General features: G+C 44.6%; 24 protein-coding genes. 15 read left to right on the top strand and 9 right to left on the bottom strand.

Features of this window, described 5'->3' with window-relative positions; translation table 11 throughout:
- Positions 1 to 26: 26 nt before the first annotated feature.
- From AK966_RS18650 to AK966_RS18640, 3 genes are read right to left on the bottom strand one after another with little or no spacing between them, the layout of a single operon-like run.
- Positions 27 to 2,837 (bottom strand): Hsp70 family protein, encoded by a 2,811-nt coding sequence (locus AK966_RS18650; protein WP_119464684.1) that lies wholly within the window; start codon positions 2,835 to 2,837, stop codon positions 27 to 29.
- Between the two features lie 55 nt (positions 2,838 to 2,892).
- Positions 2,893 to 4,860 (bottom strand): Hsp70 family protein, encoded by a 1,968-nt coding sequence (locus tag AK966_RS18645; protein WP_172438044.1) that lies wholly within the window; start codon positions 4,858 to 4,860, stop codon positions 2,893 to 2,895.
- The gene (locus AK966_RS18640) at positions 4,860 to 5,492 is read right to left on the bottom strand and encodes a DUF2760 domain-containing protein (protein ID WP_099078122.1); all 633 of its coding nucleotides are present in this window, start codon (positions 5,490 to 5,492) and stop codon (positions 4,860 to 4,862) included. Before AK966_RS18640 ends, AK966_RS18645 begins: the two co-directional genes overlap by 1 nt.
- 520 nt (positions 5,493 to 6,012) lie before the next feature.
- On the opposite strand from AK966_RS18640, the gene AK966_RS18635 reads away from it, so the two are divergent.
- Together AK966_RS18635 and ihfA are read left to right on the top strand one after the other, a co-directional pair.
- Entirely contained in the window at positions 6,013 to 6,543 is a 531-nt protein-coding gene (locus AK966_RS18635) for a 3'-5' exonuclease (RefSeq protein WP_119464683.1), read from the top strand.
- Between the two features lie 414 nt (positions 6,544 to 6,957).
- Complete coding sequence (gene ihfA / locus AK966_RS18630) at positions 6,958 to 7,254, top strand: integration host factor subunit alpha (protein ID WP_099078120.1); 297 nt, start codon at positions 6,958 to 6,960, stop codon at positions 7,252 to 7,254.
- A 91-nt stretch (positions 7,255 to 7,345) separates the two neighbouring features.
- Here ihfA and AK966_RS18625 read toward each other — a convergent pair whose 3' ends face one another.
- Complete coding sequence (locus AK966_RS18625) at positions 7,346 to 8,119, bottom strand: phosphoribosylglycinamide formyltransferase (protein WP_099078119.1); 774 nt, start codon at positions 8,117 to 8,119, stop codon at positions 7,346 to 7,348.
- Positions 8,120 to 8,462: 343 nt separating this feature from the next.
- Here AK966_RS18625 and AK966_RS18620 point away from each other — a divergent pair, with 343 nt between their 5' ends.
- Complete coding sequence (locus AK966_RS18620) at positions 8,463 to 9,113, top strand: thiopurine S-methyltransferase (protein ID WP_099078118.1); 651 nt, start codon at positions 8,463 to 8,465, stop codon at positions 9,111 to 9,113.
- Between the two features lie 75 nt (positions 9,114 to 9,188).
- Here the strand turns inward: AK966_RS18620 and purT are convergent, their stop codons facing one another.
- From purT to sbcB, 5 genes are all read right to left on the bottom strand, one after another.
- Positions 9,189 to 10,364 carry a formate-dependent phosphoribosylglycinamide formyltransferase gene (gene purT, locus AK966_RS18615; RefSeq protein WP_119464682.1) on the bottom strand — a complete coding sequence of 392 codons (1,176 nt, stop codon included), beginning with the start codon at positions 10,362 to 10,364 and terminating at the stop codon, positions 9,189 to 9,191.
- Between the two features lie 145 nt (positions 10,365 to 10,509).
- Positions 10,510 to 11,397 (bottom strand): cytidine deaminase, encoded by an 888-nt coding sequence (gene cdd / locus AK966_RS18610; protein ID WP_099078116.1) that lies wholly within the window; start codon positions 11,395 to 11,397, stop codon positions 10,510 to 10,512.
- A 248-nt stretch (positions 11,398 to 11,645) separates the two neighbouring features.
- On the bottom strand, positions 11,646 to 12,323 hold the full coding sequence (locus tag AK966_RS18605; protein WP_099078115.1) for an LrgB family protein: 678 nt from the start codon (positions 12,321 to 12,323) through the stop codon (positions 11,646 to 11,648).
- A gap of 1 nt (position 12,324) precedes the next feature.
- Positions 12,325 to 12,699 carry a CidA/LrgA family protein gene (locus AK966_RS18600; protein ID WP_099078114.1) on the bottom strand — a complete coding sequence of 125 codons (375 nt, stop codon included), beginning with the start codon at positions 12,697 to 12,699 and terminating at the stop codon, positions 12,325 to 12,327.
- A 58-nt stretch (positions 12,700 to 12,757) separates the two neighbouring features.
- On the bottom strand, positions 12,758 to 14,179 hold the full coding sequence (gene sbcB, locus AK966_RS18595) for an exodeoxyribonuclease I (protein WP_099078113.1): 1,422 nt from the start codon (positions 14,177 to 14,179) through the stop codon (positions 12,758 to 12,760).
- 179 nt (positions 14,180 to 14,358) lie between these two features.
- Between sbcB and AK966_RS20240 the strand changes: the two genes are divergently transcribed.
- From AK966_RS20240 to AK966_RS18535, 12 genes are all read left to right on the top strand, one after another.
- A complete protein-coding gene (locus AK966_RS20240; RefSeq protein ID WP_253252649.1) occupies positions 14,359 to 14,571 on the top strand; it encodes a hypothetical protein in 213 nt (70 codons plus the stop codon).
- Between the two features lie 947 nt (positions 14,572 to 15,518).
- Complete coding sequence (yiaK, locus tag AK966_RS18585) at positions 15,519 to 16,520, top strand: 3-dehydro-L-gulonate 2-dehydrogenase (RefSeq protein WP_099078112.1); 1,002 nt, start codon at positions 15,519 to 15,521, stop codon at positions 16,518 to 16,520.
- A gap of 24 nt (positions 16,521 to 16,544) precedes the next feature.
- Positions 16,545 to 17,033 (top strand): TRAP transporter small permease, encoded by a 489-nt coding sequence (locus tag AK966_RS18580; RefSeq protein ID WP_099078111.1) that lies wholly within the window; start codon positions 16,545 to 16,547, stop codon positions 17,031 to 17,033.
- The gene (locus AK966_RS18575) at positions 17,033 to 18,313 is read left to right on the top strand and encodes a TRAP transporter large permease subunit (protein WP_119464681.1); all 1,281 of its coding nucleotides are present in this window, start codon (positions 17,033 to 17,035) and stop codon (positions 18,311 to 18,313) included. Before AK966_RS18580 ends, AK966_RS18575 begins: the two co-directional genes overlap by 1 nt.
- Before the next feature lie 21 nt (positions 18,314 to 18,334).
- Complete coding sequence (locus AK966_RS18570; protein ID WP_099078109.1) at positions 18,335 to 19,309, top strand: DctP family TRAP transporter solute-binding subunit; 975 nt, start codon at positions 18,335 to 18,337, stop codon at positions 19,307 to 19,309.
- A 91-nt stretch (positions 19,310 to 19,400) separates the two neighbouring features.
- Positions 19,401 to 20,093, top strand: a complete 693-nt coding sequence (locus tag AK966_RS18565; RefSeq protein ID WP_099078108.1) for an L-ribulose-5-phosphate 4-epimerase — start codon at positions 19,401 to 19,403, stop codon at positions 20,091 to 20,093.
- Positions 20,094 to 20,104: 11 nt separating this feature from the next.
- Entirely contained in the window at positions 20,105 to 20,920 is an 816-nt protein-coding gene (locus tag AK966_RS18560) for a Cof-type HAD-IIB family hydrolase (RefSeq protein ID WP_099078107.1), read from the top strand.
- 23 nt (positions 20,921 to 20,943) lie between these two features.
- On the top strand, positions 20,944 to 21,432 hold the full coding sequence (locus AK966_RS18555) for a YhcH/YjgK/YiaL family protein (protein ID WP_119464680.1): 489 nt from the start codon (positions 20,944 to 20,946) through the stop codon (positions 21,430 to 21,432).
- The gene (locus AK966_RS18550; protein ID WP_119464679.1) at positions 21,432 to 22,925 is read left to right on the top strand and encodes an FGGY-family carbohydrate kinase; all 1,494 of its coding nucleotides are present in this window, start codon (positions 21,432 to 21,434) and stop codon (positions 22,923 to 22,925) included. The genes AK966_RS18555 and AK966_RS18550 overlap by 1 nt, the downstream gene beginning before the upstream one ends.
- Positions 22,918 to 23,562, top strand: coding sequence for a 3-keto-L-gulonate-6-phosphate decarboxylase UlaD (locus AK966_RS18545; protein ID WP_119464678.1), 645 nt, complete (start codon positions 22,918 to 22,920; stop codon positions 23,560 to 23,562). Before AK966_RS18550 ends, AK966_RS18545 begins: the two co-directional genes overlap by 8 nt.
- Positions 23,563 to 23,569: 7 nt before the next feature.
- Positions 23,570 to 24,328, top strand: a complete 759-nt coding sequence (locus AK966_RS18540) for an IclR family transcriptional regulator (protein WP_099078103.1) — start codon at positions 23,570 to 23,572, stop codon at positions 24,326 to 24,328.
- Positions 24,329 to 24,337: 9 nt separating this feature from the next.
- Entirely contained in the window at positions 24,338 to 25,207 is an 870-nt protein-coding gene (locus AK966_RS18535) for an L-ribulose-5-phosphate 3-epimerase (RefSeq protein WP_099078102.1), read from the top strand.
- Positions 25,208 to 26,052: the final 845 nt, after the last annotated feature.

The following is a 26,052-nucleotide window of genomic DNA, read 5'->3' as shown; positions in this document are numbered from 1 at the left end:
TTGTGATGCTTAAGGTGCTTGTGGGTTTAGTGGCTGACTAGGGTTAAACCGCTTGGTAGTGCGTCACCAAACACACGTTTCGACTCGCTCTCAGACAGCTCTTTGACTTCTTCAACCAGTGATACCCAAGATTCTGGGACTTTGTTCAGTTTCAGCTTAGCCAGAACCTGCCCGCGATAGTCATCTGAAATGTCAAACAGGCGGTCACCTGTCTTACGACAAATCATCACTGCTGCGAATGCAATCATTGGCTCTTTCTGCCAGTTTTGTTCGAGCAATTTAGGTAACCATTGTTCCGCTTGTTCACGAGGAATCACGTTGTGCTGACTGCCGTACAAAGGTGTACGCGATGCCAAGCGACCCATTGCCCACCAGTGTGCTTGCTCAAACTGGTTGTGGTTGATGGCTTTGCTCAGGAACCATGTTGCAAGTAGCACTTTGTCTTCCACTTCGAGGTGCTCAAGCGATGCCGCTAAACGAACCATCGACTCATAACCCATCTCTTGCGCCGCTTTTGCCGATTGCGGGTTTTTCATTGCACCTGGGTGTAGGTATTTCGCGATGTCTGCCAAGATGGTCTCTTGCTGATCCTGGCTCAAGCCACCTGCGACACGACGCCAGAATACCCACCAGTCAGTCCAACCTTGATGGTTCTTGAACTGAATGTTTTGTTGGTATAGACCCCAAACTTGTTCAATGCGCCATGAGTCGGTTGGATCGCCAAAGCCTGGACGCAATGCAAAGCCAGCTAAACGAAGCCAGTTTTTCTCATGCTGTTCAGAGCGACGGCGACGCTTACGACCTTGTGCAAAGGTATCGAACAGTTGGCGTAGGGTCGTGAAATCCCACTCATCGCGCTTGCCAAGTTTCTTCTCAAGATCTTTGGCTAAGGTTTTGATCTCTTTGCTTTCCGCGCTTTTCTTATTACCGCTGTAAAGGCGAGCAATCAGCTCCTTACATTCGTTCAACTTAGGGTGAAGCTTAACTTGTTCACTGTCGTCGGCTTGCTTGTTACGAACCTCGAACTCCAGCTCCCAGCGTTTGTTGTCGTCTTCCGCGCTGACACATTCCATCTTAAGCGTGCCGACTTCGGTCAACTGACACGCAAGTTGTACTTCTACACGCTCTTTCTGGTTGGCTTGCAGTTCGGCACCTTCACCTTCAAGGGTGGTGATATAAGGTGGTAGAGGAGCAAATAAGTCGGGATCAACGTCAACCATCACACCGTTTTGAATGGCGGTGTTATTGGTTAAGGTGTCGTGGGTAGAAGTCAGCAGGTTAAAGCGAACTGGTTCACCTAGGGTAAGCGAGAAGCGACGACCACTTAAGCGGATCTCGTGACCTTCTTCTGTACCTTTAGCAAGCAAACAGAGCGCTTTGCCCATCTTGTTCTTTTCTTGAAGATGCAAGAAGTAAGAACGCGCTGCGCCACCACCAATTTTTAGTTGTGCACCACGACGTGCTTTACCAAATGCAACAGCACCTAGTGCAACAGACCAATCTGGATGTGGGTTATCTAATACCGTAACCGGCGCACCGCGCCAATCGGAAAGTAGGGTAGTGACACGTTCCGTCACAAGTTCACTGTTGAACACACCACCGTTGAGTAGCAAACCGACTGGAATTGCATTTTGTGTGTCGTCTTCAATGCCGAGAGCGGTACGAGACACTTGCTGATGCGTCGTTAAGAACTCGGCAACATGTTTGCTCACTGCTGGATCAGCAACGTATGGAAGACCAAACTCGACAACGGCGCTGCGGCGTTTGTCTGGTACTTCACTGAAATCAGAAAGTGGGAAGAAGCCATCCAAAGCGATTTGGTGCACTTCTTGTTTGCTCAGCCCAATACTCTTTGTTCCGCCAAGAAGTTTAGAGCCGCTGCCCAGCATGGTGATTTTCACTTCTTCTGGTGCATTCGCTGAAAGCAGGTTTTCTTTCGCCTTGCGAGTTTGCTGAATCAGCTTCGTCAGGCTTGCTGCAGTGAGCTTCTTACTTTGATTGAAGCGGCTTTCTGCAAGGTGTGCTAATGCTAAGTCGAGGTTATCACCACCAAGCATCAAGTGCTCGCCAACGCCAATACGATCAAGGGTTAGCTCATCTTGAGAAGAGAAACTTGCTTCAATCAAGCTCAAGTCGGTGGTACCACCGCCCACATCGCACACCAGAATCAGTGGCAGTTCTTTAAGTTCATCGGCTGCGGTTTGCTGGTGGCGTGCGTACCAGTCGTAACATACGGCTTGTGGCTCTTCAAGCAGGACGATTTTCTTTAAACCAGCCAGCTGCGCAGCTTCAAGCGTGAGCTTACGAGCGGTTTCATCGAACGATGCTGGAACGGTCACAACCACATCTTGCTCTTCTAGCTTGTTGCTAGGGTGACGGTAGTTCCATGCTTGACGAATGTGGTTGAGGTAGCTTGCACTGGCAACGACAGGTGAGACTTTATCTACGTCTTGCGCGCCAGCCCAAGGAAGAATGTCTGAACGACGATCCACCGCTTGGTGCGATAGCCAGCTTTTTGCACTGGATACCTGACGTCCTTCCACCTTCGCGCCTAATTCACGAGCCCATTCACCAACAACCACATTGCTAATGTCGCCAGATACAGGTTCGTTTTCCCAAGGAAGTGTTAGGTCAGAAGGGGAGATTTGACCAACTGCAGGGTGATAGCGGAAAGAGGGCAGCAGTGGCTTACGAACCACTTCACCCGGACCAATCAATTGGTCGATGTCGAATAGGGATACTTCGGATTGTTCAAGCTTGTCGGTGATTTCACAGTACGCCACCACAGTGTTTGTGGTGCCAAGGTCAATACCAACAAGAAAACGAGGAGATGCCATACAAACCTTCGTGTATTTAAAAACGGCACCCGATTGGATGCCGTTTGATTTCTATTTATTCTTCTTCGTTTGAGTTGCTTTTCGCGTCTTCGCGCACATCGAACTCAACATGCCATTTTTGACCGTTATCAGCCGCAATGGCTTCTAAGTAAAGCGTACCAAGCTCTGTGACGCGAGAGGCGAGGGTTACCGGAACCACTTCACCTTCACGACGACCTTCAGATACTGGCAGCGTTACTTGAATTTCTGGTAGCTCTTCAAGCTCTTCTGGTGCCCAGTAGTCTAGGTGAGTACCCGCTAGGTCATCACGACGAACGGTTGAGCCAAAGAATTGGAAGTTCACTGGCTGACCGATGATCAAACCAAACTCTTGGCTTGGTACGTCAACGCTTGAGCCTTCTTCCATACCAAATGGGGCTACACATAATGCTTCCATTGGAGGCGCCATGCCCGGAATCGCTGGCATCGCACTTTCGATACCCACGTAGTATGCCGAAGCAATACCACCGCGGATACGAACGCCTTGACCACGACGCACAGAGCCGTAGTAAGCCGCACCGCTAGCAACCGCAAGGTCTAGGTCCACACCTGTCAGGCGCTTCGCCATTTCAGCATCTGCTTCAATTAGCCATTCGTTGATCGTGTCTTCTAAACGAGTCGCTAGAAGTTTCGATTTCAGCACACCACCGTTGAATAGGATTGCCGTTGGCTTGATGAAGTCAGCCGATTGCGCTGCATCCGCACCTGGCATACCCGGCATGTTAGCGAATGGATTAAAGTCTTGAGCTGCTGCTTCTGCGTCGCCATTTCCTGAAGCAGAAAGGGCATTGGCTTGCTTAGACAAGAACGCTGCAATGTGACGAGTAATGCCCGCATCTTGTGCGTAAGGCAGACCCATTTGCGTTAGTGCACCACGGTTACGTTGAACAGGGTGGTCCGTAATCGCAACTTGAGGGAAGAAACCGTCAACCAGTGTTTGTTGTACTTCTTCTTGAGTCAGTTCTGTTTTCAGCGTTGCGCCAAGCAGTTTAGAACCGCGGCTTGGTACCACGATTGGCACTGACTGAAGTTCGCTGTCGTTCAATAGCGCTTCTTTCGCATCACGACATGCGTGCGTCATCGCCTGAACTTGCCATGGCTGTAGCTCTTTACCTTCTTGCGCTAGCTTCATCTTCAAGCGGTACGCAAGTGCAAGGTCCATGTTGTCACCGCCAAGTAGGATATGTTCACCTACCGCGATGCGGTTCAGAGTTAGGTTACCGTCGTCTTCAGTTACTTCAACCAAAGAAAGGTCGGTTGTACCCCCACCGATATCGACCACCAGCACGATGTCGCCAACTTCGACTTCGTCGCGCCATTTGTCGTCGCTGTTATCAATCCAGTTGTAAAGCGCAGCTTGCGGCTCTTCTAGAAGCGTGAGATGCACAAAACCGACGTTGCGCGCAGCTTCGGCTGTTAGATCACGAGCAGCAGGATCAAAAGAAGCCGGAACCGTAATGGTGACGTCTTGATCGGCAAGGTTGTGGTTTGGATTCGCGTGATTCCAAGCGTCTTTTAGGTGCTCTAGGTAAAGCTCCGTTGCGCGAAGAGGGGATACTTTTTCCACTTCTTCTGGGCTACCCGCTGGCAGAAATGCTTCACGACGGTTCACACCTGCGTGGCAAAGCCAAGATTTCGCACTTGCAACAAGACGGATTGGTGTCTTTGAGCCTAAGTTACGTGCAATCGCACCAACGAGAGCTTTTGGCTCGCTCGACCAAGGAAGAACGCGAGATTGTGGGTCCATTTCGTGTTCGTGCGGCTGGTATAGGAAAGAGCCTAATTGGTTTCGCGTTTCCACAGTGCCTGGTGCAGTGAGCTGCGGGATAGGCATCACTTCTACGCGCGCGTCTTCGTCGTGCGTGTCGACAAAAGACATAACACAGTGCGTAGTACCTAAGTCGATACCGACACTAAATTTAGGCGTTTGTTGTGTTTCAACAGACGCTTCTTGAGAATGGTTTTCTTGATTCATGTGTTCCATTACAGCTCAACCTCTGCTGGAGCGATCACTGATGCATCGTAGTTTTCGGCCAGTTTAGGCAGGTTCATAGACGTTGCCTTCCAACCTTTATGAACAAGCGTACCGTGGAATGGCGCGCTACCTGTTACGTTACCTGTCAGACGAATTTCTTGTGGGTTAAAGCCTTCTTCTACCGTAATGCGAGTTTCTTCATCTTCGTTACGAACGTGCGCTAGCGTCACGTAGTCGTTCAGTACTTTCTGACCACCGGTGTGAATTACGCGAGCAGCCGCACCAACATCTTCATCAGAGAATGATCTCAGATCTTCTTTTAAGAAGTCGATCAGACGAGCTTCTTGCTGCATGATCGACAGGAGTTGCATCGCAGAGTCAGTAGAAGCAGTCGCAAGCTTCGATTCTACTTCGACTACTTTTTCGATAATTTTCTCTACTTCAACCACTTTCTCTACTTCGACGATCTTCTCAACCGGCTTTTCAACCTCGACGATTTTCTCGACAGGCTTTTCGACCACTTTCTCAACCACTTTAGATTTGCGTGATACCGCAATCAGAAGAAGTAAAACGCTCGAAGCCAGAAGGCCTGCGTGCAACATATCGAACGTTTGAGGAATTAGGTTCAAATCAATGTTCATGACATTTTTCTCTTTCTATTGATTTATTGGTGCGAGTATTGGCTCATATCTCTTTGCAAAAAAGATCCGCATTGCGGTCTGCACCAAGTTTAGACATTAAAATGATGGTGGATGGTAGCATATTCAAGGCTTAAGGCTGCAATAATTCGTGATTTTAGCCCTCGATTAGCATAAGAATGCAACGATTAGACCTCGCAGTAGACACCGTTACTTTGGTTTATCCGTAATTCGTGTTCTTTTTGGTTGCCCTGATATTCGAAATGTCAGCAATTTTACCATCTAGCGACCATCTCACTTTAATTTTCTGCCTGTTTGGAGCGATATCAGTGCTCAGTTGATGTTAAGTCTAATGCAAACTGAGCTTGCTGGATTTGCGCTTTTCTAAAGACAATCAGTATAAATAAAAAATAGCACTTAACCGCGTGCGAATGGTGATTAATTCAGCGAGCAAATTCGAGTTTTTATCTTGGTTGGGGTAGAATCTCTCGCTCTCAAATTTGTGTAGGAATCAAGACAGACTATGAATCATAACCGTGTCGTTTGCTTCGATTTGGAGATGTGCTGTTGGAACGAAAATGGTGTTGGCCGCACAGGGGAGATCATTGAAGTAGGCCTGGCTGAAATAGATTTGTCTAAAGGCGAAATCGTGAAACGTGCACAGTATTATGTAAAGCCTGAGCACGATGAAGTATCGCTATTTTGTGTAGAGCTAACCGGCATTACTCCGCGTAAAATCGAAAAGCAGGGACGTCCTCTCGCCGAGGTGATCAAATCAATGATTAAGAACTTTGGTGGACGTAATAAAATATATGCGGCTTGGGGTCGGGATGACATTATTTTACTGCAAGAATGCGAGGCAAAAGGCATCGATGCGCCCTTTACGGAGTTCATCAATCTAGCGACGCTATATCGTATTCAAAATCGCCTTAAAGACAAACGTATTGGACATAAAGCGGCTCAAGAAGCGAAAGACATTGAATGGGAAGGGCGCCAGCATTCGGGCTATGTGGATGCTTACAATTTAGCGAAACTCGCATTGTATATGCTCTAACCAGTTATAAATCAAGATGTAAGTACGGCTAAAGCTTTATCTCCGCTAACTCGATAGCTGTTAACACAAGCTACTGAAATTACGATATGTTTATGTCAATTGTTCGAAAATCATACCATCGCTGATGTTTTTATTAAATAGTGCTTAATACTGAGGTTTGATTTTAGACTAGTATTAATGACCAATATATTTCTGATATTCGGTGCATGCTAAACTAAAACTCGAAATTTGAAGTGCCTCGCAAGTATGAGCTTTGAGAGATTTTTTATATTCGCCAAGAAAAAGTTGGCGAAAATCATAAGCTTGTCATACACTTGCTGATATACGCCCGATATGTTGTTGAATTGGTAGGGTAAAACTGCTCTGGCGCTACATATAGGTAGCATTGTTTAACATAGCTTTGAGGAAAGTTTTATGGCGCTCACAAAAGCCGAACTTGCAGAAAACCTGTTTGATAATTTGGGATTTAGTAAGCGGGACGCCAAGGAGACGGTGGAGGTGTTTTTCGAAGAAATTCGTAAGGCACTTGAAAGTGGCGAACAGGTAAAGCTATCAGGCTTCGGTAATTTTGATCTTCGTGACAAAAACGAACGACCTGGTCGTAACCCGAAAACCGGTGAAGATATTCCTATTACTGCTCGACGTGTTGTCACGTTTCGTCCGGGTCAAAAGTTAAAGGCTCGTGTCGAGAATCTGAAAAAAGAACAGTAAACCAAGCGATTAAATCCTGATTGAAGGATTATATTGTGCTTAAACAAAACCACCCTAAGAGGTGGTTTTGTTGTTTCTAATGCTTAATATATTAGGCTGCTTCCAAGTGTGTGGTTAAGTAAGGCTGCCAAGCTTCCAGGTACCAGTTTTTTGATTGGCTCTTCATTTGTGTGATGGATGCGAGTTCCCACTCGCTTAGGTCTCGACCTTCTATCAAGGCTTGACGCTCAACCTTCTGAATCTTCTCATAAAGGTCATGCTCTGGACCATTTTTTACATCGGCAATGGCTTTTAAGTGCAGCTGAATTTCGGCAATCAGGTTGGTTTTTGGTAGGCGAACGAGAAGGTTTAAATCACGGTAACCAGAGGCAACGGGTTTCTTAAAGCGGTTTTTTACTTTGACGATGGTTATTTCACGTTCCAGAGTTTCGTAAATTGAAACGAGACTAGCCACATCATTTGCAACGATAGTAGCTCGTGCAAGGTCAGTAATTCGTTCTACCTGACCATCTAATTCATGAGCGATCTTTTCTTCGGCTCTATGTTTGGATTTTACACCTACAAAATAAGGTTGGGCATCGGTCAGTAGGGCGGTACTTTTACAGATGGTTTCTAGCTCGAACTGGGCTTGATGAGCTTTGGTGTAAAGAATATCGAAATCTGAATACGGTTGGGTTGGTTTGGCATCGATAGATTGAATACCATAAAGACCGCTAAGGCTGTGTTTGAATAATTTGGAGCAAACCTCGTTTTGACTTTCAGAACGGTTTTGCTCGTTGCTCGGGGCATTTGGAAGTGCGGCGAACGCCGGCGCACGGCTTAGTACTAAAAGCATCAATGCTGTAGTACGTAAAAATAAGCTCATTCACTCTCCTTAACTTGCTTGCACTTAGAAAAAAGGGAACTAAAAAGTCACTAAGATTTGCAAATCAGGTACTACCATAATAAATGGGGCTCTACAAAAGACTCCAAGGTTCGTTTCTACCCATTTAGGGAAATCGTGTTTTAGATCACCATTTTTCTTTCTTTCATTCTGACAAGCAGAAAATGAAAGCGTGCAATCCAGAACGGACACTATCTTACCATCGCTTGATTGACAAAATATGAACAGCATAGACAAATTTGAAAAAATCATTAGTCTTATCCCACTAAAATAGAGCGTATCGCTCGTGATAATTATCAATCAGCCGACCAAAAGTAGAAGTAAAATGAGAGATCAGGAATTTTGGCATAACAAGTGGGCCAGTAACCAAATTGGTTTCCACCTTGATGATGTGAACCCACTATTGCCTGCATTTTGGCAATATACGAACCCAAAGCGCGAAGACACCGTATTGGCTCCTTTATGTGGTAAGTCAGAAGACCTAATTTGGCTTGCTTCGAAACATAACGACGTTCAAGGTGTGGAGCTAAGCCAAATCGCAGTACGCGCATTTTTTGCGGAACATTTCTATACACCGACGGTAACCCCAGTGAATGGGATGCACGAACTGTATCAGTTTGATGAACTGTCTATTTACACTGGGGACTTCTTTACCGCACCTGTGTCTAAAGCCGACATCATTTACGACCGTGCCGCGCTCATTGCCCTACCTCAGGAAATGCGAGAAGAATACGCAGGCCGAGTGAAGCAACTTTTAAAACCTGGCGGACGAATTTTGCTGGTGACATTGAACTACGTGCAAGAAGAAATGGCAGGCCCTCCTTTCAGTGTGCCAGCCGAAGAGATACAAACGCTGTTTAATGGATACAAGGTAGCTTGTTTAAATGTGGATCAAGCTGATGAGAATCATCCTAAAATCATCAAGAAAGGTTTAAGTCGTTTTTCTGAAGAAGTGTACTTAATCGAGAGCGAGTAGGGCGAAATAACCTTAAACAAAGAAGAAGCGCAGCAAATTTAGCTGCGCTTTTGTTTATCAACTTTATCAATAAGGTTAGTAAACGATATTTACTTTTGAAGCAGACTCTATCGCATCTTGAAGCGAGTCATCGATGGTCTTGCGTCGAGTTAACACCACGCCTAAGCGGCGTCTTCCATCGATTTCTGGCTTACCAAACAAACGCACTTGGGTTTGTGGCTGCGCCAATGCTTTTTCTAAGTTGTTGAAACGGATATTCGTCGATGTGCCTTGGCCAAGAATAACGGCCGATGCAGAGGGACCATATTGAATGATGCTGTTGACTGGCATGCCGGTAAATGCACGAACATGTAACGCAAACTCCGACATCTCTTGCGAAATCATTGTCACCATACCAGTGTCATGTGGACGAGGGGACACTTCGTTGAAGATCACTTTATCGCCTTTAACAAACAGTTCTACACCGAAGATGCCGTAACCACCAAGCGCGTTAACCACTTTTTCAGCGGTGTATTCTGCAGCTTTGATTGCGTTGTCAGACATGGCTTGAGGCTGCCATGATTCACGGTAGTCACCGTCTTCCTGGCGATGGCCAATCGGAGCACAGAAATGCACGCCATCAACCGCGCGTACGGTTAGAAGAGTGATTTCGTAGTCGAAGTCAATAAAGCCTTCAACAATCACACGGCCTGCGCCTGTACGACCACCTTCTTGCGCGTAATCCCAAGCGATTTGGACGTCTTCTTCCGTTTTGATAACGCTTTGACCTTTACCTGATGAGCTCATTACAGGCTTCACAACACAAGGAATGCCAACGTGTTCAACTGCCGCTTTGAAGTCTTCAAAGTTATCGGCAAATTGGTAAGGGGAGGTCGTCAAGCCAAGCTCTTCCGCCGCCAGACGACGAATGCCTTCGCGGTTCATGGTCAGTTTGGTTGCTTTTGCTGTAGGGACAACATTCAAGCCTTTCTCTTCGAGTTCGACCAATTTATCTGTTGCGATGGCTTCAATTTCTGGAACGACGTAAGCCGGTTGCTCCTTATTGATGATCTCTTCTAGTGCGTGTCCATCTAGCATATCGATAACGTAACTACGATGAGCGACTTGCATCGCTGGCGCATTTGCGTAACGGTCACAGGCGATGACTTCTAAGCCAAGTCGTTGGCATTCAATCGCCACTTCTTTACCAAGCTCGCCTGAGCCTAAAAGCAATACACGGGTAGCATGTGTGCTAGTTGCAGTACCGAACATAGTGTTCCCTTACAAAATAAAGTGATGAAACAGAAATTGCAGGGGATCATACTGAATTTTTACGGCCAAGCAAACGTTTGCGTGTGATTTTTTACAATAAAAAAAGCTCTACGGTTGTAGAGCTTTCCTGATGCACTCAATGTAATTACAGGTTTACGAAACTGACAGGAATATCAGGGTTAATCGCTTCTAGCGTTGATTGTGTACAAGCGAGGTGACTAATCTTACCTTGTGAGTTTTCTACTAATGCGGCGGCTTTAATATTCTCGAATTCTCCACCGGCCAGCAATATTTGGATAAGAGCCACTTGTAACGGTGGGAGGCTTGGGTTGAAGGCGGCATTCTCTGCGTATGAACCTTGGAACACGCGTCCATCGGTCATTTCTAGAGCTAAACCACTGAGATTGTTTGTGTATGGTGCGTGGCTCATGTTCATTGCATTAACGGCTTTTTGAATCAGTGCATCGTCTTCATCACAAGCGAACTGATGTTTCATCTCTGCCATTAAGCCAGACTCGACGCCTAGGTCTGCTGGGCCAAATGCTTCTGGTAAATACTCATGCAGTGACTTTTCTTCACGTTCAGGTAGCTGAACTTTTAGTTCACTAGCGGTCGATAGTTCATTCATGAACTGGCGACAATGACCACAAGGACTGAAGTTAATGGTGATGTCTTTCACGCCACGTTCGCCCTTCATCCAAGCATGGCTGATTGCCGATTGCTCGGCATGAACGGTTTGACCTAGCTGAACACCAAAGAATTCCATGTTTGCGCCGAAGTACAAGCGACCGGAAAGACCACGAACGATTGCACCTACATAGAATTCAGAAATTGGAGCATAAGAGTATGCGGCGGCAAAAGGAAGCAGAGCAACACGAAGCTCTTTATCTGCTAGACCTGTAGCGGTAAGCAGCTGTTCAAATTGCTGTTCAGAAAGAGTGGCATCAAAATCGTCAGCTTGGACGATAGGAGCAAGATGTTTTGAAAGTGCTTCGGGAGCGCTTGCTAGCGCCTGTTCAATGCGACTTTTCATGTTGAATCCTTGTTATTGCATGGACAGTTATTCTATGCGAAATAGGGAAACAATCCGTGCTCCAGATCATGTTCGTGTGTGCAATAACCCATTTCATTTCATTGCTTGGGTGAGCTCACACATGTATTCGATTGCATTAAGTGATAATGTTACCTTTGCCTCATAAATAACTATATCAACGCTTTTTCATATTGCGAGTTTGATACGCGAGTAAAAAGGCTTGCCCTTCGTTGGCAAGCCTCGGAGGGTTATTGATACAACCAAACCGCGAGAGCAAAGAAGCTTGGTGCTAATATTGAAGTAATAATGCCGCACAGCACTAACGCTAAAGAAGAAAATGCTGCATCGCCAGGTTGTTTCTCCGCACATGTTGCCGTACCTAAAGCATGGGAAACGGTACCCATTGTTAACCCACGTGCGATGGGGTGCTTAATGCCGATGATGTTGAAGATAGGGTAAGCCAAAATAGCCCCAAACAAGCCAACAATCAGAACCAGAATTGCCGCGACTGCCGCTTCTCCGCCAAGGGAGCTGGAGATCTCCATTGCAATCGGTGTCGTAACGGACTTGCCTATCAGGCTTGCGATGAGACTGATGTCGGCTTTGAAAGCGACCGCGATAAGCGTTGCTGTAAGCATCGACATGACGCTGCCTAAAGTGCAAGCCAAGGCAATAATGCGCCAATTGGCTTTGATCTGTGGTAGCTGCTCATACAGAGGATAGGCAAGCGCAACGACTGCCGGTTGAAGTAAAAAGCTGAGCCATTGATTATCAGCATAGTAAGTTTCAAATGGCACTTTTAAGTAAGTTAACAGTGGAATCAGTACGGAAATACTGATCAAAAGCGGGTTTGCTATTGGGTTGTTCAGCTTAATCGAAATTTGGCGAGCGGCGAGAAACACAACAATCGTGACAATTAACCACATATCAGTTTTTCTCCTTGAGCAGGTAATTAAGGAACCATGCAAGGCTAACTAATACGATCAGTGATCCCCCGACGGCACTTGCCAAAACAGGTAGAGCGTTTGCAATGAGCATGTCGAAGTGCTGCATAAGACCCACACTGATTGGAACAAATAGTAAGATCATGTAGCGAATAAAGAGTGTCGCCCCTAGCTTAACCCATTCCACTTTTATGATACCCAAGACCATAGACAGAAACAGCACAAGCATGCCAATCACGCTGCCAGGAACTGAGATGGCTGTGTATTTTTGAATCGTGTTACCGATACCGAGTGCACCCATGATCAATGCGAGGGAAATAAAAACATGGACCAGTTGTAATAATCGTTCTTTTTTCATTTTGTTGGCATATAAAACAACAAGCACACCCGAAGGTGCGCTGGAATTAAGGAGAAAGTTATGAGGCTAAACTCTCTATATAGCGATACACAGATTTTAGTATCGCTATCTTTTTTTCATCACTTTCATGTTCGTGAACTAAGTTTTCTAAATTCAGCATGTACTCTTCAATTTGACTTTCAAACACCTCACGGCAATGTTGTGCCCAGCATCTTTGCTCTTGTTCATCTAGCGTGTTTGAGTAATGGCGTGCACGATAGCGGAATAACAGCGGCTTGATGCGTTTATCGTCAAACTCGATATTCAACGCGGCAAGGTTATTTGGATCGGTTTCGCGAATAATGTCCATGGCCGCGCGATCTGCAGGGGAGAAGAATCCATCGTACAACTGCGTATCCACGTCATCGCTCTTATCGAATGCACGTTCAGTCGCAAATAGACTAATGAGTTTTTCACGAATTTCTGGGTGCTGACGAAGCAGTGCAAGATTGTTTAAACACTGCTGACGATCAATACCGATCGATTCTGCATTTTCCGCGGTTAACGTCTTGGCTGGAGCAAGGATCGGGCATTTATTCAGGTGCACAAGTTTGACCGGTACCGGCAGCAAATCACCTAACTCACTGCGTTTGGTGTAAAGACGTTCGTGTAACTCTTCGGCCGAAAGCTCAAGTATTGGCTGTGGATCTTTCGCGAGGTCGATGGTAATCACAGCGTTGTTGTTGGTTGGGTGCCAAGCCACCGGAACAATCCAACTGGTGTACTGACACTCGCGTCCAAGCATGCCTGAAACGTGCATCAATGGCGTCATGTTTACGATGTCGACCAACTCATTCAGTTTACGTTTATTACGCATAGAGAGGAAGTAATCAAACAGCTTAGGTTGTGCCGCTTTGATCTTCTTGGTCATTTCAATCGTCGCAATCACGTCTGCCATTGCATCGTGAGCGTTGCTGTGTTCAATGCCATTGGCTACAGATAGGTGCTCAAGTTTAAAACTAATGAACCCTTCATCGTTTTCCGGCCACTCAATACCTTCAGGGCGTAATGCATGACATGCACGCATCACATCAAGCATATCCCAACGAGAGTTACCGTTTTGCCAACTCCATGCATACGGATCAATAAAATTGCGGTAACAGGTATAGCGAGTCACCTCATCATCGAAGCGGATACTGTTATAGCCCAGACTGGTCGTATTCGGCTTTGCAAGTTCTGCGTGAATTTTGGCAATAAACTCAGGCTCGGGAAGGCCTTCTTGCATGGCTTTTTGTGGTGTAATTCCCGTAATTAGCGCTGCTTCTGGTGAAGGGAGATAATCAGCAGGTGGTCGACAATACATCACGAGCGGTTCGCCGATGATATTAAAGTTTTCGTCGGTACGAACGCCAGCGAACTGACTTGGACGATCTTTGGCAGGGTTGGTTCCCCAAGTCTCATAGTCAAAGAAGAAGAATGTCGGTTGTTCTGAATTGTTCATAGTTTTCACTTTTTGTTCGTTATTCTTCAAAATAGTCCTTTTTTATCAGTATATTAGCGTTGCCTTATGTACTGTTTTTTTACTGGGCTTTTATTGTTTTGAAGTGTTTTACATTTTCATTTGCGTCCAAATGTGCGTCCGATTTTTGTGAATGCTGCGTCCAAATCTAAGGGGGTACCTTGAGTATCACAGACAACCAGTTAAAAGCTATTGCGAAGTTAAGTGAATATGACGGCCCAGCAGAACTGAATGACGGTGAGGGACTGATTGCGAAAATATCGCCAAAGCAAACATCACATTTCAATATCGTTGCAGATTTAACGGCAAAAAAAACGTATTCGTATTGGCAAGTATCCGATAATCACTCTTTAAAATGCAAGGCAAATCCATAAAAGGATGCTTGAGTTGAGAGAAGAGGGAAGATATCCCGAGATTGCACTTTCGGGGGGGAATCAATTTTAAGAACTCCGTACGTCTAAACGAAGACATTTCGATGTGGCCAATGATATCTAGACAGTTGAACCAGAACTTAGCAAAACAGCCAATCCTATCCGCAGGCCCATTCCTAAACATATAAAACCAATGTTGGAAAGGTTGATGAATATCTATGATGATCACCTATTTCCGGGGGCATCAATTCTCAAACCAATCACAATATCGGCAGTAAATCAGTATAGCAAAAATAAAGGACTGTCGATTAAGCGAGAAACGTTTACGTTCTGGTACGCATGACACTCACCACGTGAAGCGTTCTAAACGCAGGCCCTCACGACCCTGTAGCCCGCGTAAAATGCGCTCAAGAACGTTATGGGCGGCCATCATGGCAGGAAACTAAGCGGTTGCGATTGGGGCAGCGTCGCTTTATCAGGACGATGCCCCAGCACTGTGGTGCTCCACTGACCCGCAGCCATAAGCGCGTAACCAACGGGTCATGGTGTGACGAATGAAAAACAGCGGAAATGACTAATCGGTCTGATCCGAAGTATACGATAGGTTTTTTAAGTCTTTTAAATTAGTAATTACGAAATTTTTGTTCCGTATTGCGAATTAAGATCTCAATTATATTTCGTATTACGGAATCTCTCTGGGCTCAAATACAAAGTTTCCAATATTATATCTGTGAATTTGTTCAAAAATCGTGCTTATTTTGTTTCGCATTATAATAACTTTGCGGTTGTGGTCGCAATTTGTACTTTCTCTAAAAATGCTATTAAAAACATACATTTATGATTAAAGTTTGTATGGTGTCAAACTTCTTGGTAAGAAATAATGACAAAAAATGGAATTGAAGCAATTATTAATTCCGTATGGCGGAATTAATAATCTTTGGAGAAAGGCAATGCCTCTAGTATCAATTGAAAAACTACAACAAGAATACGAACGCATCTTACTAGCCCGTGAAATGAAAGCTGAAATGGCAACTAAACTTGCTGCTGGCTTTGTAGAGATGGCGAATGAAGGTACTTATTCACATGGCATTAATCGCTTTCCTGTTTTCATAGATCAAGTCGATAAGGGGCAAATCAAACTTAATGCGGAACCTGAGTGTGTGAACCGCATGGGCGCACTTGAACAGTGGGACTGCAACTTTGGGCCAGGTGTTCTAAATGGTCTTATCTGTGCTGAGCGTGCAATGGAGCTAGCAAGTGACTACGGCATCGGCATGGTGGGTATGCGTAACTCAAACCACTGGATGCGAGGTGGGGCTTATGTCCTAAAAATGGCACGTGAAGGTTTTGCTGGTATTGCATCTACTAACTCAATTGCAGTTATGCCTGCGTGGGGTGGCAAGGATCACCGCATTGGCTCAAACCCGCTAATTATGGCAATTGCAGGCGAGCCACCAGTAGTTGTTGACTGCTCAATGAGCCAGTTCTCATACGGGCAACTACAAAACTTTGTATTAGCAGATAAAGAGCTTCCGGTTGTTGGTGGTTTTGACAACAACGGTGAGCTAACCAAAGACCCACATGTTCTATGGGAAAACAAGCGTCTACTGCCTATGGGGTTCTGGAAAGGTTCTTCGATGGCAATCGTACTCGACATGATGCTTACAGCCATCACTGGTGGTAACTCAGTACCCGCTCTCACTGAAGATATGGGTGGTGAGTTTGGTGTATCTCAATTCCTAATCGCTATCGACCTAAGCAAGACAATGGATGAAGGCCAATACGCAAAAGAGATGAAGCGCATTCGTGATTACGTACTTGCTTCTGAGCCTGCTGAATCAGGTTCAGTAATGATTGCAGGTTCTGAAATCCAAAACTTCATTGATAAACATGAAGCAGCCGGTGGTATCGAAATTAATGACGGTATCTGGGAACAAATTACGTCTCTGTAATTTACCATAGGTGGGGAAAGCTTTATGCAAAGTGTGCTAAAGAGTATTTGGAAAAGCATAGATGTGATGATGGCAATCATTTTGACTTGCATGATCGTGCTGGTGTTCACCAACGTGGTGTTGCGCTATGGCTTTTCTTCTGGCCTTCGTCCCTCAGTAGAACTATCTCGCCTTGGTCTTGTATGGGTTGTAATGCTCGGTGCAGCAGTGGTGCTGCGCCGTGGTGAACACCTTGCTGTGTCGGAGTTTTCTGAACGATTATTCCCGAAAGCAGTACCTGTACTAAGACGTATTTGTTGGGTGGTTGTACTGATTTCTGTTGGCATGCTCTATGTAGGTTCTTACCGTCAAATGATGTCTAACTGGTCAGATATTTCTCAACTTACAGGGCTTCCTTCAGCATTATTTTATCTAGCTGGTGTTGTTTCTGGTGCATTGATGGGGGTGATTGCTTTTGTGCGCATCTTCAAGCCGGATTGGCAGTTAGATAGTCTAGAAGAGGAGAACGAATAATGACGTTGGCCATTTTCTTATCGGTATTGATTGTCTCAATCTTACTTGGTCTTCCTGTTGCGTTTGCGTTGCTATTGTCTTCAATGGCGCTCATGGTTCAGATGGATTTCTTTAGTGCAGACATTCTTGCGCAGTCTTTAATTAATGGTGTAGACAGCTTTACATTGCTTGCGATTCCATTCTTCCTAATCGCGGGTGAAGTAATGGCGTCGGGCGGTTTATCTCAACGTATTGTTCGACTAGCAACAACTTACGTTGGTCACCGTCAGGGTGGATTAGGCTATGTGGCTATCATGACTTCGGTACTGCTTGCCGGTCTATCAGGCTCTGCAGTGGCGGACGCAGCAGCACTGGTTAGTATCCTTTACCCTATGATGAAAGCGGCAAAATACCCGGAAGCTCCTTCAATGGGTCTACTAGCGTCAGGCGGTATCATTGCACCCGTTATTCCACCATCAATTCCACTGATTTTAGTTGGTGTTGCTGGCGGTATTTCAATTAAAAACCTATTCCTTGGCGGTATCGTCCCCGGCGTGTTGATGGGGGTAACGTTGATGTTTGTTTGGCGTATGACGGTTCGAAAAGAGAATCTAGATACATCGCCAAAAGCGACCAAAATAGAGAAACGTGCAGCACTGAAAGATGGTGTTTGGGCACTATTGCTACCGATTATCATCATTGTTGGTATTCGATTCGGTATCTTTACACCAACAGAAGCAGCAGTTGTTGCAGCGGTATACGCAATCTTTATTTCGACGTTTGTTTACCGCGAGCTAACCATTAAGAAATTCTATGAAATAGTAATCAACGCTGGCAGATCGACCGCAATGGTTATGTTCTTGGTTGGTTGTGCAATGGTAGCAGCTTGGCTAATTACCGTCGCCCAGCTTCCTCAACAACTTGCAGAAATGTTAGGCCCACTGGTTGATAGCCCACGTCTACTTATGGCAGTGATCATGCTACTGGTATTGTGTGTTGGCATGGTAATGGATTTAAGCCCAACAATCCTAATTCTTGTTCCTTTATTGATGCCTGTTATCAAAATGGCCGGCATCGACCCTACGTATTTTGGCCTGCTGTTTGTAATTAACTGTTCAATTGGCCTAATTACGCCTCCTGTAGGCACGGTACTCAATGTGGTGTGTGGTGTCGCTAAAGTTCCAATGTCAACGGCGGTGAAAGGAGTACTTCCATTCATTGGTGCCTACATAGCTCTGCTCACGTTGTTTATCATCTTTCCGAGCATCATCACTATACCAATGTCATTTGTCATTGGTTAACCCTCGATGGAGAAAATAAAAATGAAAACCCTACTAAAACTCACTGTAATAGCATCAACAATCGCAATGGGCTCAAACGCTTTTGCTGCAACGACTTTGAAACTGGCTCATGCGGCACCAGAATCAGACCTTCAACAGGATCTGTCTCTGTTCTTTAAAAAAGAAGTTGAAGCTCGTACAAACGGCGATATTAAGATCAATATCTATCCTCAAGGCCAGCTTGGCAATGATAAGCAAATGATCGATGGCAGTCGTGCAGGTATCGTTGACTTTGCGATGGTTGGTCTAAATAACTACAACGGTATGATGCCTGAGTCTGCTGCCTTCACATTACCGTTCATGTTCCCTAATCGTGAAACGGCTTATAAGGTCCTTGATGGCGAACCAGGTAAAGAGGTTTTGAAAAACTTTGAGAAGTTTGGCTTAAAAGGGCTTGGTTACCCAGAAAATGGCTACCGTAACATGACGAACAACGAAAAACCAATTCGTGTTCCGGCTGATGTGAAAGGTTTACAAATGCGCGTGAATGGCTCGAAAGCACTAAACGATATGTTTAATGAACTTGGTGCTAACCCTCAACAGCTTCCAGTTGCTGAACTATACACTGCTCTAGAGACAGGGGTTGTTGACTCTCAAGATCACCCAATTTCAGTTACGTTGTCATTTAAGTTTGATGAAGTACAGAAGTATCTGAGCCTTACCCAGCATGCATATTCTCCACTAGTTCTAACGATGAACTTACGTAAGTTCAATAATCTAAGCGCTGAAGAGCAAAAAGTTATTGAAGAAGTAGCAACTGAAGCAGTAGCAATGCAACGTAAGCTAAGCATCGAAAAAGAAGATGAGATGATCGCTAAACTAGAAGCGAACGGTATGAAAGTTAACCGTGACGTAGATGGTGCCGCATTCCAAAAGGCTATCCAACCAGTATGGAGTGCATATATTGAGAAGAATGGTGACACTATGATCAACAAGATCAAAGTTGCAGCTAAATAGTTCCGGACTAGGTCACCCTGTATCTTCTACGGGGTAGCCTAATTTCTACCCGACTTCATGAATAAAATTATCAAAATATCGGCAGGCATTTATGTACCAAGAACTCAAAGAGCGAGTGCTAAAAGCAAACTTGCAACTACCTAAGTATGGCCTAGTTACGTTTACCTGGGGTAATGTTTCTGAAATTGACCGAGAACGCGGTGTAATCGCTATAAAGCCTTCTGGTGTTGAATATGATGTTATGACAACAGACGACATTGTAGTTATTGATCTCGAGGGTAATCATGTTGAAGGCCACTTAAATCCATCAAGCGATACTGCGACACATATCGAACTCTATAAGGCATTCCCAAGTATTGGTGGCATCGTACATACGCACTCTCGCAACGCGACCATTTGGGCCCAAGCAGGTAAAGATATCCCGGCCTTAGGTACTACTCATGCTGATTATTTTTATGGGGACGTACCATGTACCCGGCAGTTAACAATTGAAGAGATTAGTAACGATTACGAAAAAAATACTGGTCTTGTAATTATAGAAGAGTTTAGTAAACGCGATATCGATCCTACTGCCATGCCTGGTGCAATTATTTGTGGTCATGCCCCTTTTACTTGGGGTAAAGACGGAACAGATGCAGTACACAATGCAGTCGTAATGGAAGAAATTGCTGCAATGGCAACCGCGACTCGTGCCATTAACCCTGAAATTGCTATTCAACGAGAGCTACTGGATAAGCACTATAGTCGTAAGCACGGTGCTAATTCTTACTATGGTCAGAAATAAAGGCAGCAACTATGCATAAATTATTGGCGTTAGATCTTGATGGAACAGTATTGAACTCAGCACATTCCATCGGCCCAACTTTGGTGGAAGTCATTGAGGAAATTTCGCGGCAGACACACGTCGTGATTGTCACGGGTCGTCATCATATTGCGGCAAAACCTTACTACGACATGCTGGGGCTGACAACGCCAATAATCTGCTGTAACGGCACTTATGTTTTTGATTACGCAACAGACTCTGTTGTAAATGAAAATTCAATCTCAAAACAGAATGCCGCTGAGTTTATTTCTATCTCTGAAGCGCATGGTATGAAAATGGTGATGTATGCTCGTGATGCAATGCTCTATTCAGTAAAGCGTCCAATTGCCTATATGGATTCGCTGCTAGAATGGTCCCAAACATTCCCTGTAGAGAAGCGCCCAAATATTCAGAAAGTGGAGGACTTCCACCATGAGGTGCAACAAACAGAATTTGTTTGGAAGTTTGTTGTTGAGGGAAGAGACATTGATAGTTTTGCCAATCTTCCATTTGTAAAACAAAACTTTAATGGTGAACGATCTTGGGTTGATCGTGTTGACTTCTCAGCCGCTGGTAATACAAAAGGCAATGCACTTAGTGATTATATTCAACCTCTAGGCATCTCATTAGGGGAGTGTATTGCAGTGGGAGATAACCATAATGATATTTCGATGCTTAGCGCAGCTGGCCTTGGTATTGCGATGCAAAACGCCGATGAAACGGTGAAAGCGAATGCCAATCTTGTAACAGAAAAATCAAATGATGATGAAACGAGCCTAGCTAACTTACTGCGTGAGTTGCTGCTGTAGAAGTTCGTGAAAAGAGAATTTATATGTTAGTTGGAAATACTCAGCCAACACTGATGACTAAGTCATACCCGGTTGTTGTGCAAAATGTCCTTGAATACCTCAATAGCTTAGATACTCAATCTTTGGGGCTGGGTCGTCATGAGTTGCCGAGCTTTGAGTCGAATCGAGTGTGGTTTGTGGTTCTAGAATACGAAAAAGAGCCTTTAGAAAACTTTCAGCCAGAAGTACATAAGTACCACTCAGATCTACAGATTGTTCTGCGTGGCTCAGAAACGATGGCTTGGTCCTTCGACACTGGCGAGCACATTGATGCGGAGCCATACCTAGAACACCGTGACTTACAGTTTTACAAGGCTGAAGGTGTTGAGCTTAACTTTATTAAAGCGACACCGAACCAGTTCTACCTATTCACTCCGAATATCGTCCACGTCACCAACATCGAAGATGGCAACAGTGAGCCAGTCCGAAAGTTAGTGGTGAAGATTCACAACGATTTACTGGAAGCGAAATAATGAATTACTACATTGGTATTGATTCAGGCGGTACGTTTATGAAGGCCGCACTGTTCAACGCAAAGGGTGAGCAACAAGGTTTAGCGCGTGTTTCAGCAAGCGTCATTAATGACAAACAAGGTTGGGTTGAGCGAGACTTAGACGCACTTTGGTCAAATGCGGTGACGGTGATTAAACAGCTCATTGGCACAACACAGGTTGACCCAACAGCAATCAAAGGGCTTAGCATTTCAGCTCAAGGTAAGGGAGTTTATCTACTTGATAAGCAAGGGAAGAACCTAGGCTATGGCATTATGTCTTCGGACTCGCGTGCATTGCCAATAGTTAAACAGTGGCTAGCGGAAGGTAAGGCACAAGAGATCTATCCAACCACTCTGCAAACGCTTTGGACCGGGCATCCAGTCTCTATTATCCGTTGGATTAAAGAGAACGACTTCGAGCGCTATAACCAAATTGGTGCGGTACTGATGTCTCATGACTACCTACGTTATCGCCTAACGGGTGAGGTTGCGGCAGAGTTAACCAATATTTCGGAGAGTAACTTCTTCAATTCAATTACTGGGCAATATGACAAATCTTTGCTTGAGACTTTTGGCATTGAAGAGATCTGGAACGCATTGCCTCCTGTTGTGACACCACAGCAGCAAGCTGGCAAAGTCACAGCACAAGTTGCAGCAGAAACAGGGTTAAGTGAGGGCACACCAGTGTTTGGTGGTCTGTTTGATGTTGTTTCAACTGCAGTCTGCTCTGGAATCAATTCCTCAGAGGAGACACTGAACTATGTAATGGGCACTTGGGCGGTAACCTCTGGTATCTCCAAGCAGGTAACAGAGGAATCACATAACTTTGTCTATGGCCACTACGCGGTTGATGGTGAGTATATCATTCATGAAGCTAGTCCCACTTCAGCAGGAAACTATGAGTGGTTTGCTGACTATCTAGGTGAAGACGGTGAACTAAACCATGCTGAAAACCAAGCCTTAGTCGAAGCCCTAGAGCCAGCAAGCAGTAGTATCTACTTTATACCATTCCTATATGGCTCAAATGCAGGTCTTGGTCTTAAGTCCGGCTTCTATGGTTTGCAGTCTCACCACACCAAGGGCCATACGATTCAAGCGATCTGGGAAGGTATTCTATTCTGCCATAACGTTCATTTGGAGCGTATGCGTCAGCGTTTCCCTAAGGCGGATGTACTTAAAGTTACTGGTGGTCCATCATCAAGCCCAGTATGGATGCAGATGCTTGCGGACCTAACTGGATTGACTGTTGAAGTTTCAAGTCTTGATGAAACCGGCTCTTTGGGAGCGGCAATGGTGGCTATGGTTGGTGCAGGTGAGTTTACTTCACTAAAAGAGTGTAGCGACACACTAGCGACTGGCAGTAAGCGAATTTATCCAAACAGAGACAACTACCAACGCTATCAGAAAAAATTCAAAAATTATCAGCGACTGGTAGAGCTATTCAAACAATTTGAGGAAGAGAGTGATGTCTAGACCATTACTACAAATGGCACTTGATGCAACCGATATTCAAACTGCACTCGTATCAGTTGAAAAGGTAGCAGACAAATTAGATGTGATTGAAGTCGGTACAATTTTGGCGTTTGCCCATGGGGTAGACAGTGTGCGGGTTGTGCGTGAGAAGTACCCGAATCATACTATTGTATGCGATATGAAAATTACCGATGCCAGTGCTATCTTGACTCGCCTTGCAATGGAGGCTGGGGCGAACTGGGTAACAGTGAGTGCAGCAGCACATATTGAGACTATCCGCTCGGCGAAAAAAGTGACCGATGAGTTTGGTGGTGAAGTTCAAATCGAGCTTTATGGTCACTGGACATTAGAAGATGCGAAGGCGTGGATTGATATGGGCATTACTCAAGCAATTTACCACCGTTCACGTGATGCTGAGCTTGCTGGTGTAAGTTGGACCAAGGAAGATTTAGCCAAAATGAAAAATTTATCTGAACTGGGAATTGAACTATCTATAACAGGTGGTATTGTTCCAGAAGATCTGCATTTATTTAAGAACCTTACTGCAAAATCTTTCATAGCTGGCCGAGCATTGGCTGGTGAAAATGGATGTGAGATCGCGGATAACTTCCACAGAGAAATAGGAAAACACTGGTAGTACTTATATGAGTGAACAAATTAAATCGCTGTCTAAAGCCTTAACTGTATTGGAATTCCTCGGGGATTACCCTAATGGTGTTTCGCTGCAAAAAATTTCTGAGGGGACTGGATTTAATAAGTCATCAATTCATCGCATCTTATCAACGTTTGAAGCTTCTGGTTACGTGGCTCAAATGCTATCAGGTAAGGAGTACCGATTGACGATGAAACTCGTTCACCTCGGTCACACAGCATTAAACTCTGATGTGACAGGAGCGGTTAAACCTCACCTTGAAGGTCTGTTACTTGATGTAAAACAGACGGTGAACTTCCTCTCTTTTGATGCTGACAACATTATCTTTAAGGATAAATTTGAGCCAGCAGATGCATCATTTAGAACCCGAACTTATGTTGGTTTGCATTCACCAATGTATTGCTCGGCAGCGGGTAAGTGCTACTTGGCGTTTAGTCCAGAGACAGTACGTGAGGCATACTGGCAACGTAACGCAAGCACGATGAAGCCATTAACCGAAAATACCATCTTGGATAAAGGAGACTTTTTCAAGGTTCTTGAGCAGATTAAAGAGCAAGGTTATGCCCTTGATGATGAAGAGAATGAAGCGGGTATTTCATGCGTGGCTGTGCCTATTTTCGATAAAAATAAATTTCCGGTATATGCAGTAAGTGTTTCTTCGCTAACACCAAAAATGAAAGCACTAGGCTACGAAGAGTTAGCAAGGAAAATTAAAAAAGTTACTGAAAGTATCGAACAACAACTCTTTTAAGGAATAAAGATGTTTGATTCAAAAAACAAATTCAGATTAGGTATTTACGAGAAGGCAATGCCAACTTCTCTGACGTGGGAAGAACGTTTCATTTATGCGAAAGAACTAGGCTTTGACTTTGTTGAAATTTCAGTCGATGAAACTGAAGAACGTCGAGCGCGATTGGATTGGTCTGACGCAGAGATTTATGAATTGCGCAGACTTTGTGAAAAGTACGAGATGCCTTTTCAATCGATGTGTTTGAGTGCCCACCGTAAGTTCCCTTTTGGTTCAATGGATGAAGCCGTGCGCAAGGAATCTTTTGTCATCATGGATAAGGCCATCGCTCTTGCTTATAAGCTAGGTATTCGCTGTATTCAAATGGCAGGCTACGACGTTTACTATGAATCACAATCAGCTGAGACTCATACTCGCTTTATTGAAGGCATGAAAGAAGCTACGAAGATGGCAGAGCGTGCAGGTATTATGTTAGGTGTTGAGATAATGGATACGCCTTACCTTAACTCATTGAGTAAGTTTGAAGTACTTAAGCGTGAGATTCCATCACCATACTTTATGGCTTACCCAGATGTAGGCAACATCTCAGGGTGGAATTACGATGTATGTACCGAGTTAAAACTGAGTCGTGATCATCTAGTTCAAGTCCACTTGAAGGACACTCTGCGAGTGTCGGAAACGTGTCAAGGGCAGTTCCGTGATCTGGTTATTGGTGAAGGTCAGGTAGATTTCGCAGCCATTTTTAAGACATTAGCAGAGATAGACTACAGTTCTCCGCTGGTGATTGAGATGTGGGCGCAGAATGACAATTGGCTAGAAGATATCAAACAGGCAAAATCAACCCTTAAACGTATTGCTAATAAATCTGGTTTAGATCTTTAACGCTAAGACAAACACCATTACTTGTTGAGAGGAAGAGCAGGAGGTAACTTCTGCTTTTTATTTTCTCATTTATTTTTCGCTAGGTAGAGAAATATCTCTAAAGATGTGTTCTATAAATGACACACCTCTGCTGTTTTCGTTGATATTCTTTATTAGGGGCATAATCATTGTTTGTAGTCACTCTTTGATACCACGATACAAAGAAGTCTTTGAACTTGATTATAAAATGGTGATGTTCTTCCCAATGGCCTACTTGGTATATTACTTATGTCTCTTTACTCTCAACGGCAGATAAGAGAACGGGTCGTCAATCTATAATCTATTGCAATGGCATCTTTTTAGGAAGGTAGTATGTATAAGAGGCTCAATTGACACCGCCCTACACACTTTCTATCGGGCTTAAATTCTAAAAGATTAGAACCAAGCTGATGAAACTAGTATTACGATTGCAGTCATGGCAAGAGTTAGTTTAGCGAAAAATTGCATCTCGCCTAGAAGAGAAGGTTTTACTAGAGTCTCGTTGTTTTTTTCCGTCATTACTTTAGAGTTCATGTATTTTCTTATCTTAGTGTGTGATATGTGGCTAATTTGCACCTAAGTGTGATGGCTGTCAACAAGATGTGTGGTTTTATTACGAAAATTCAGTGTGGTTTTTCTGTGTGACCAAACGTCAGATTCGGCACCTAGTGATATTGGCGGCATCTTAACCAAGACGAACAAGAGTGGAAGAAAGTATAGAGTGAATAGCCACCAAATCAGTAGACACTCTTTAACTTGATTTCATATTGCTTTTCATACTCTACTGGCGACAACTGATTATTGGAACCATGTCGGCGTTTAATGTT

Origin of the sequence: Vibrio sp. PID23_8 (assembly GCF_003584965.1) — a bacterium.
Lineage (GTDB): Bacteria > Pseudomonadota > Gammaproteobacteria > Enterobacterales > Vibrionaceae > Vibrio.
This window is presented reverse-complemented; position numbering and strand designations above follow the sequence as displayed.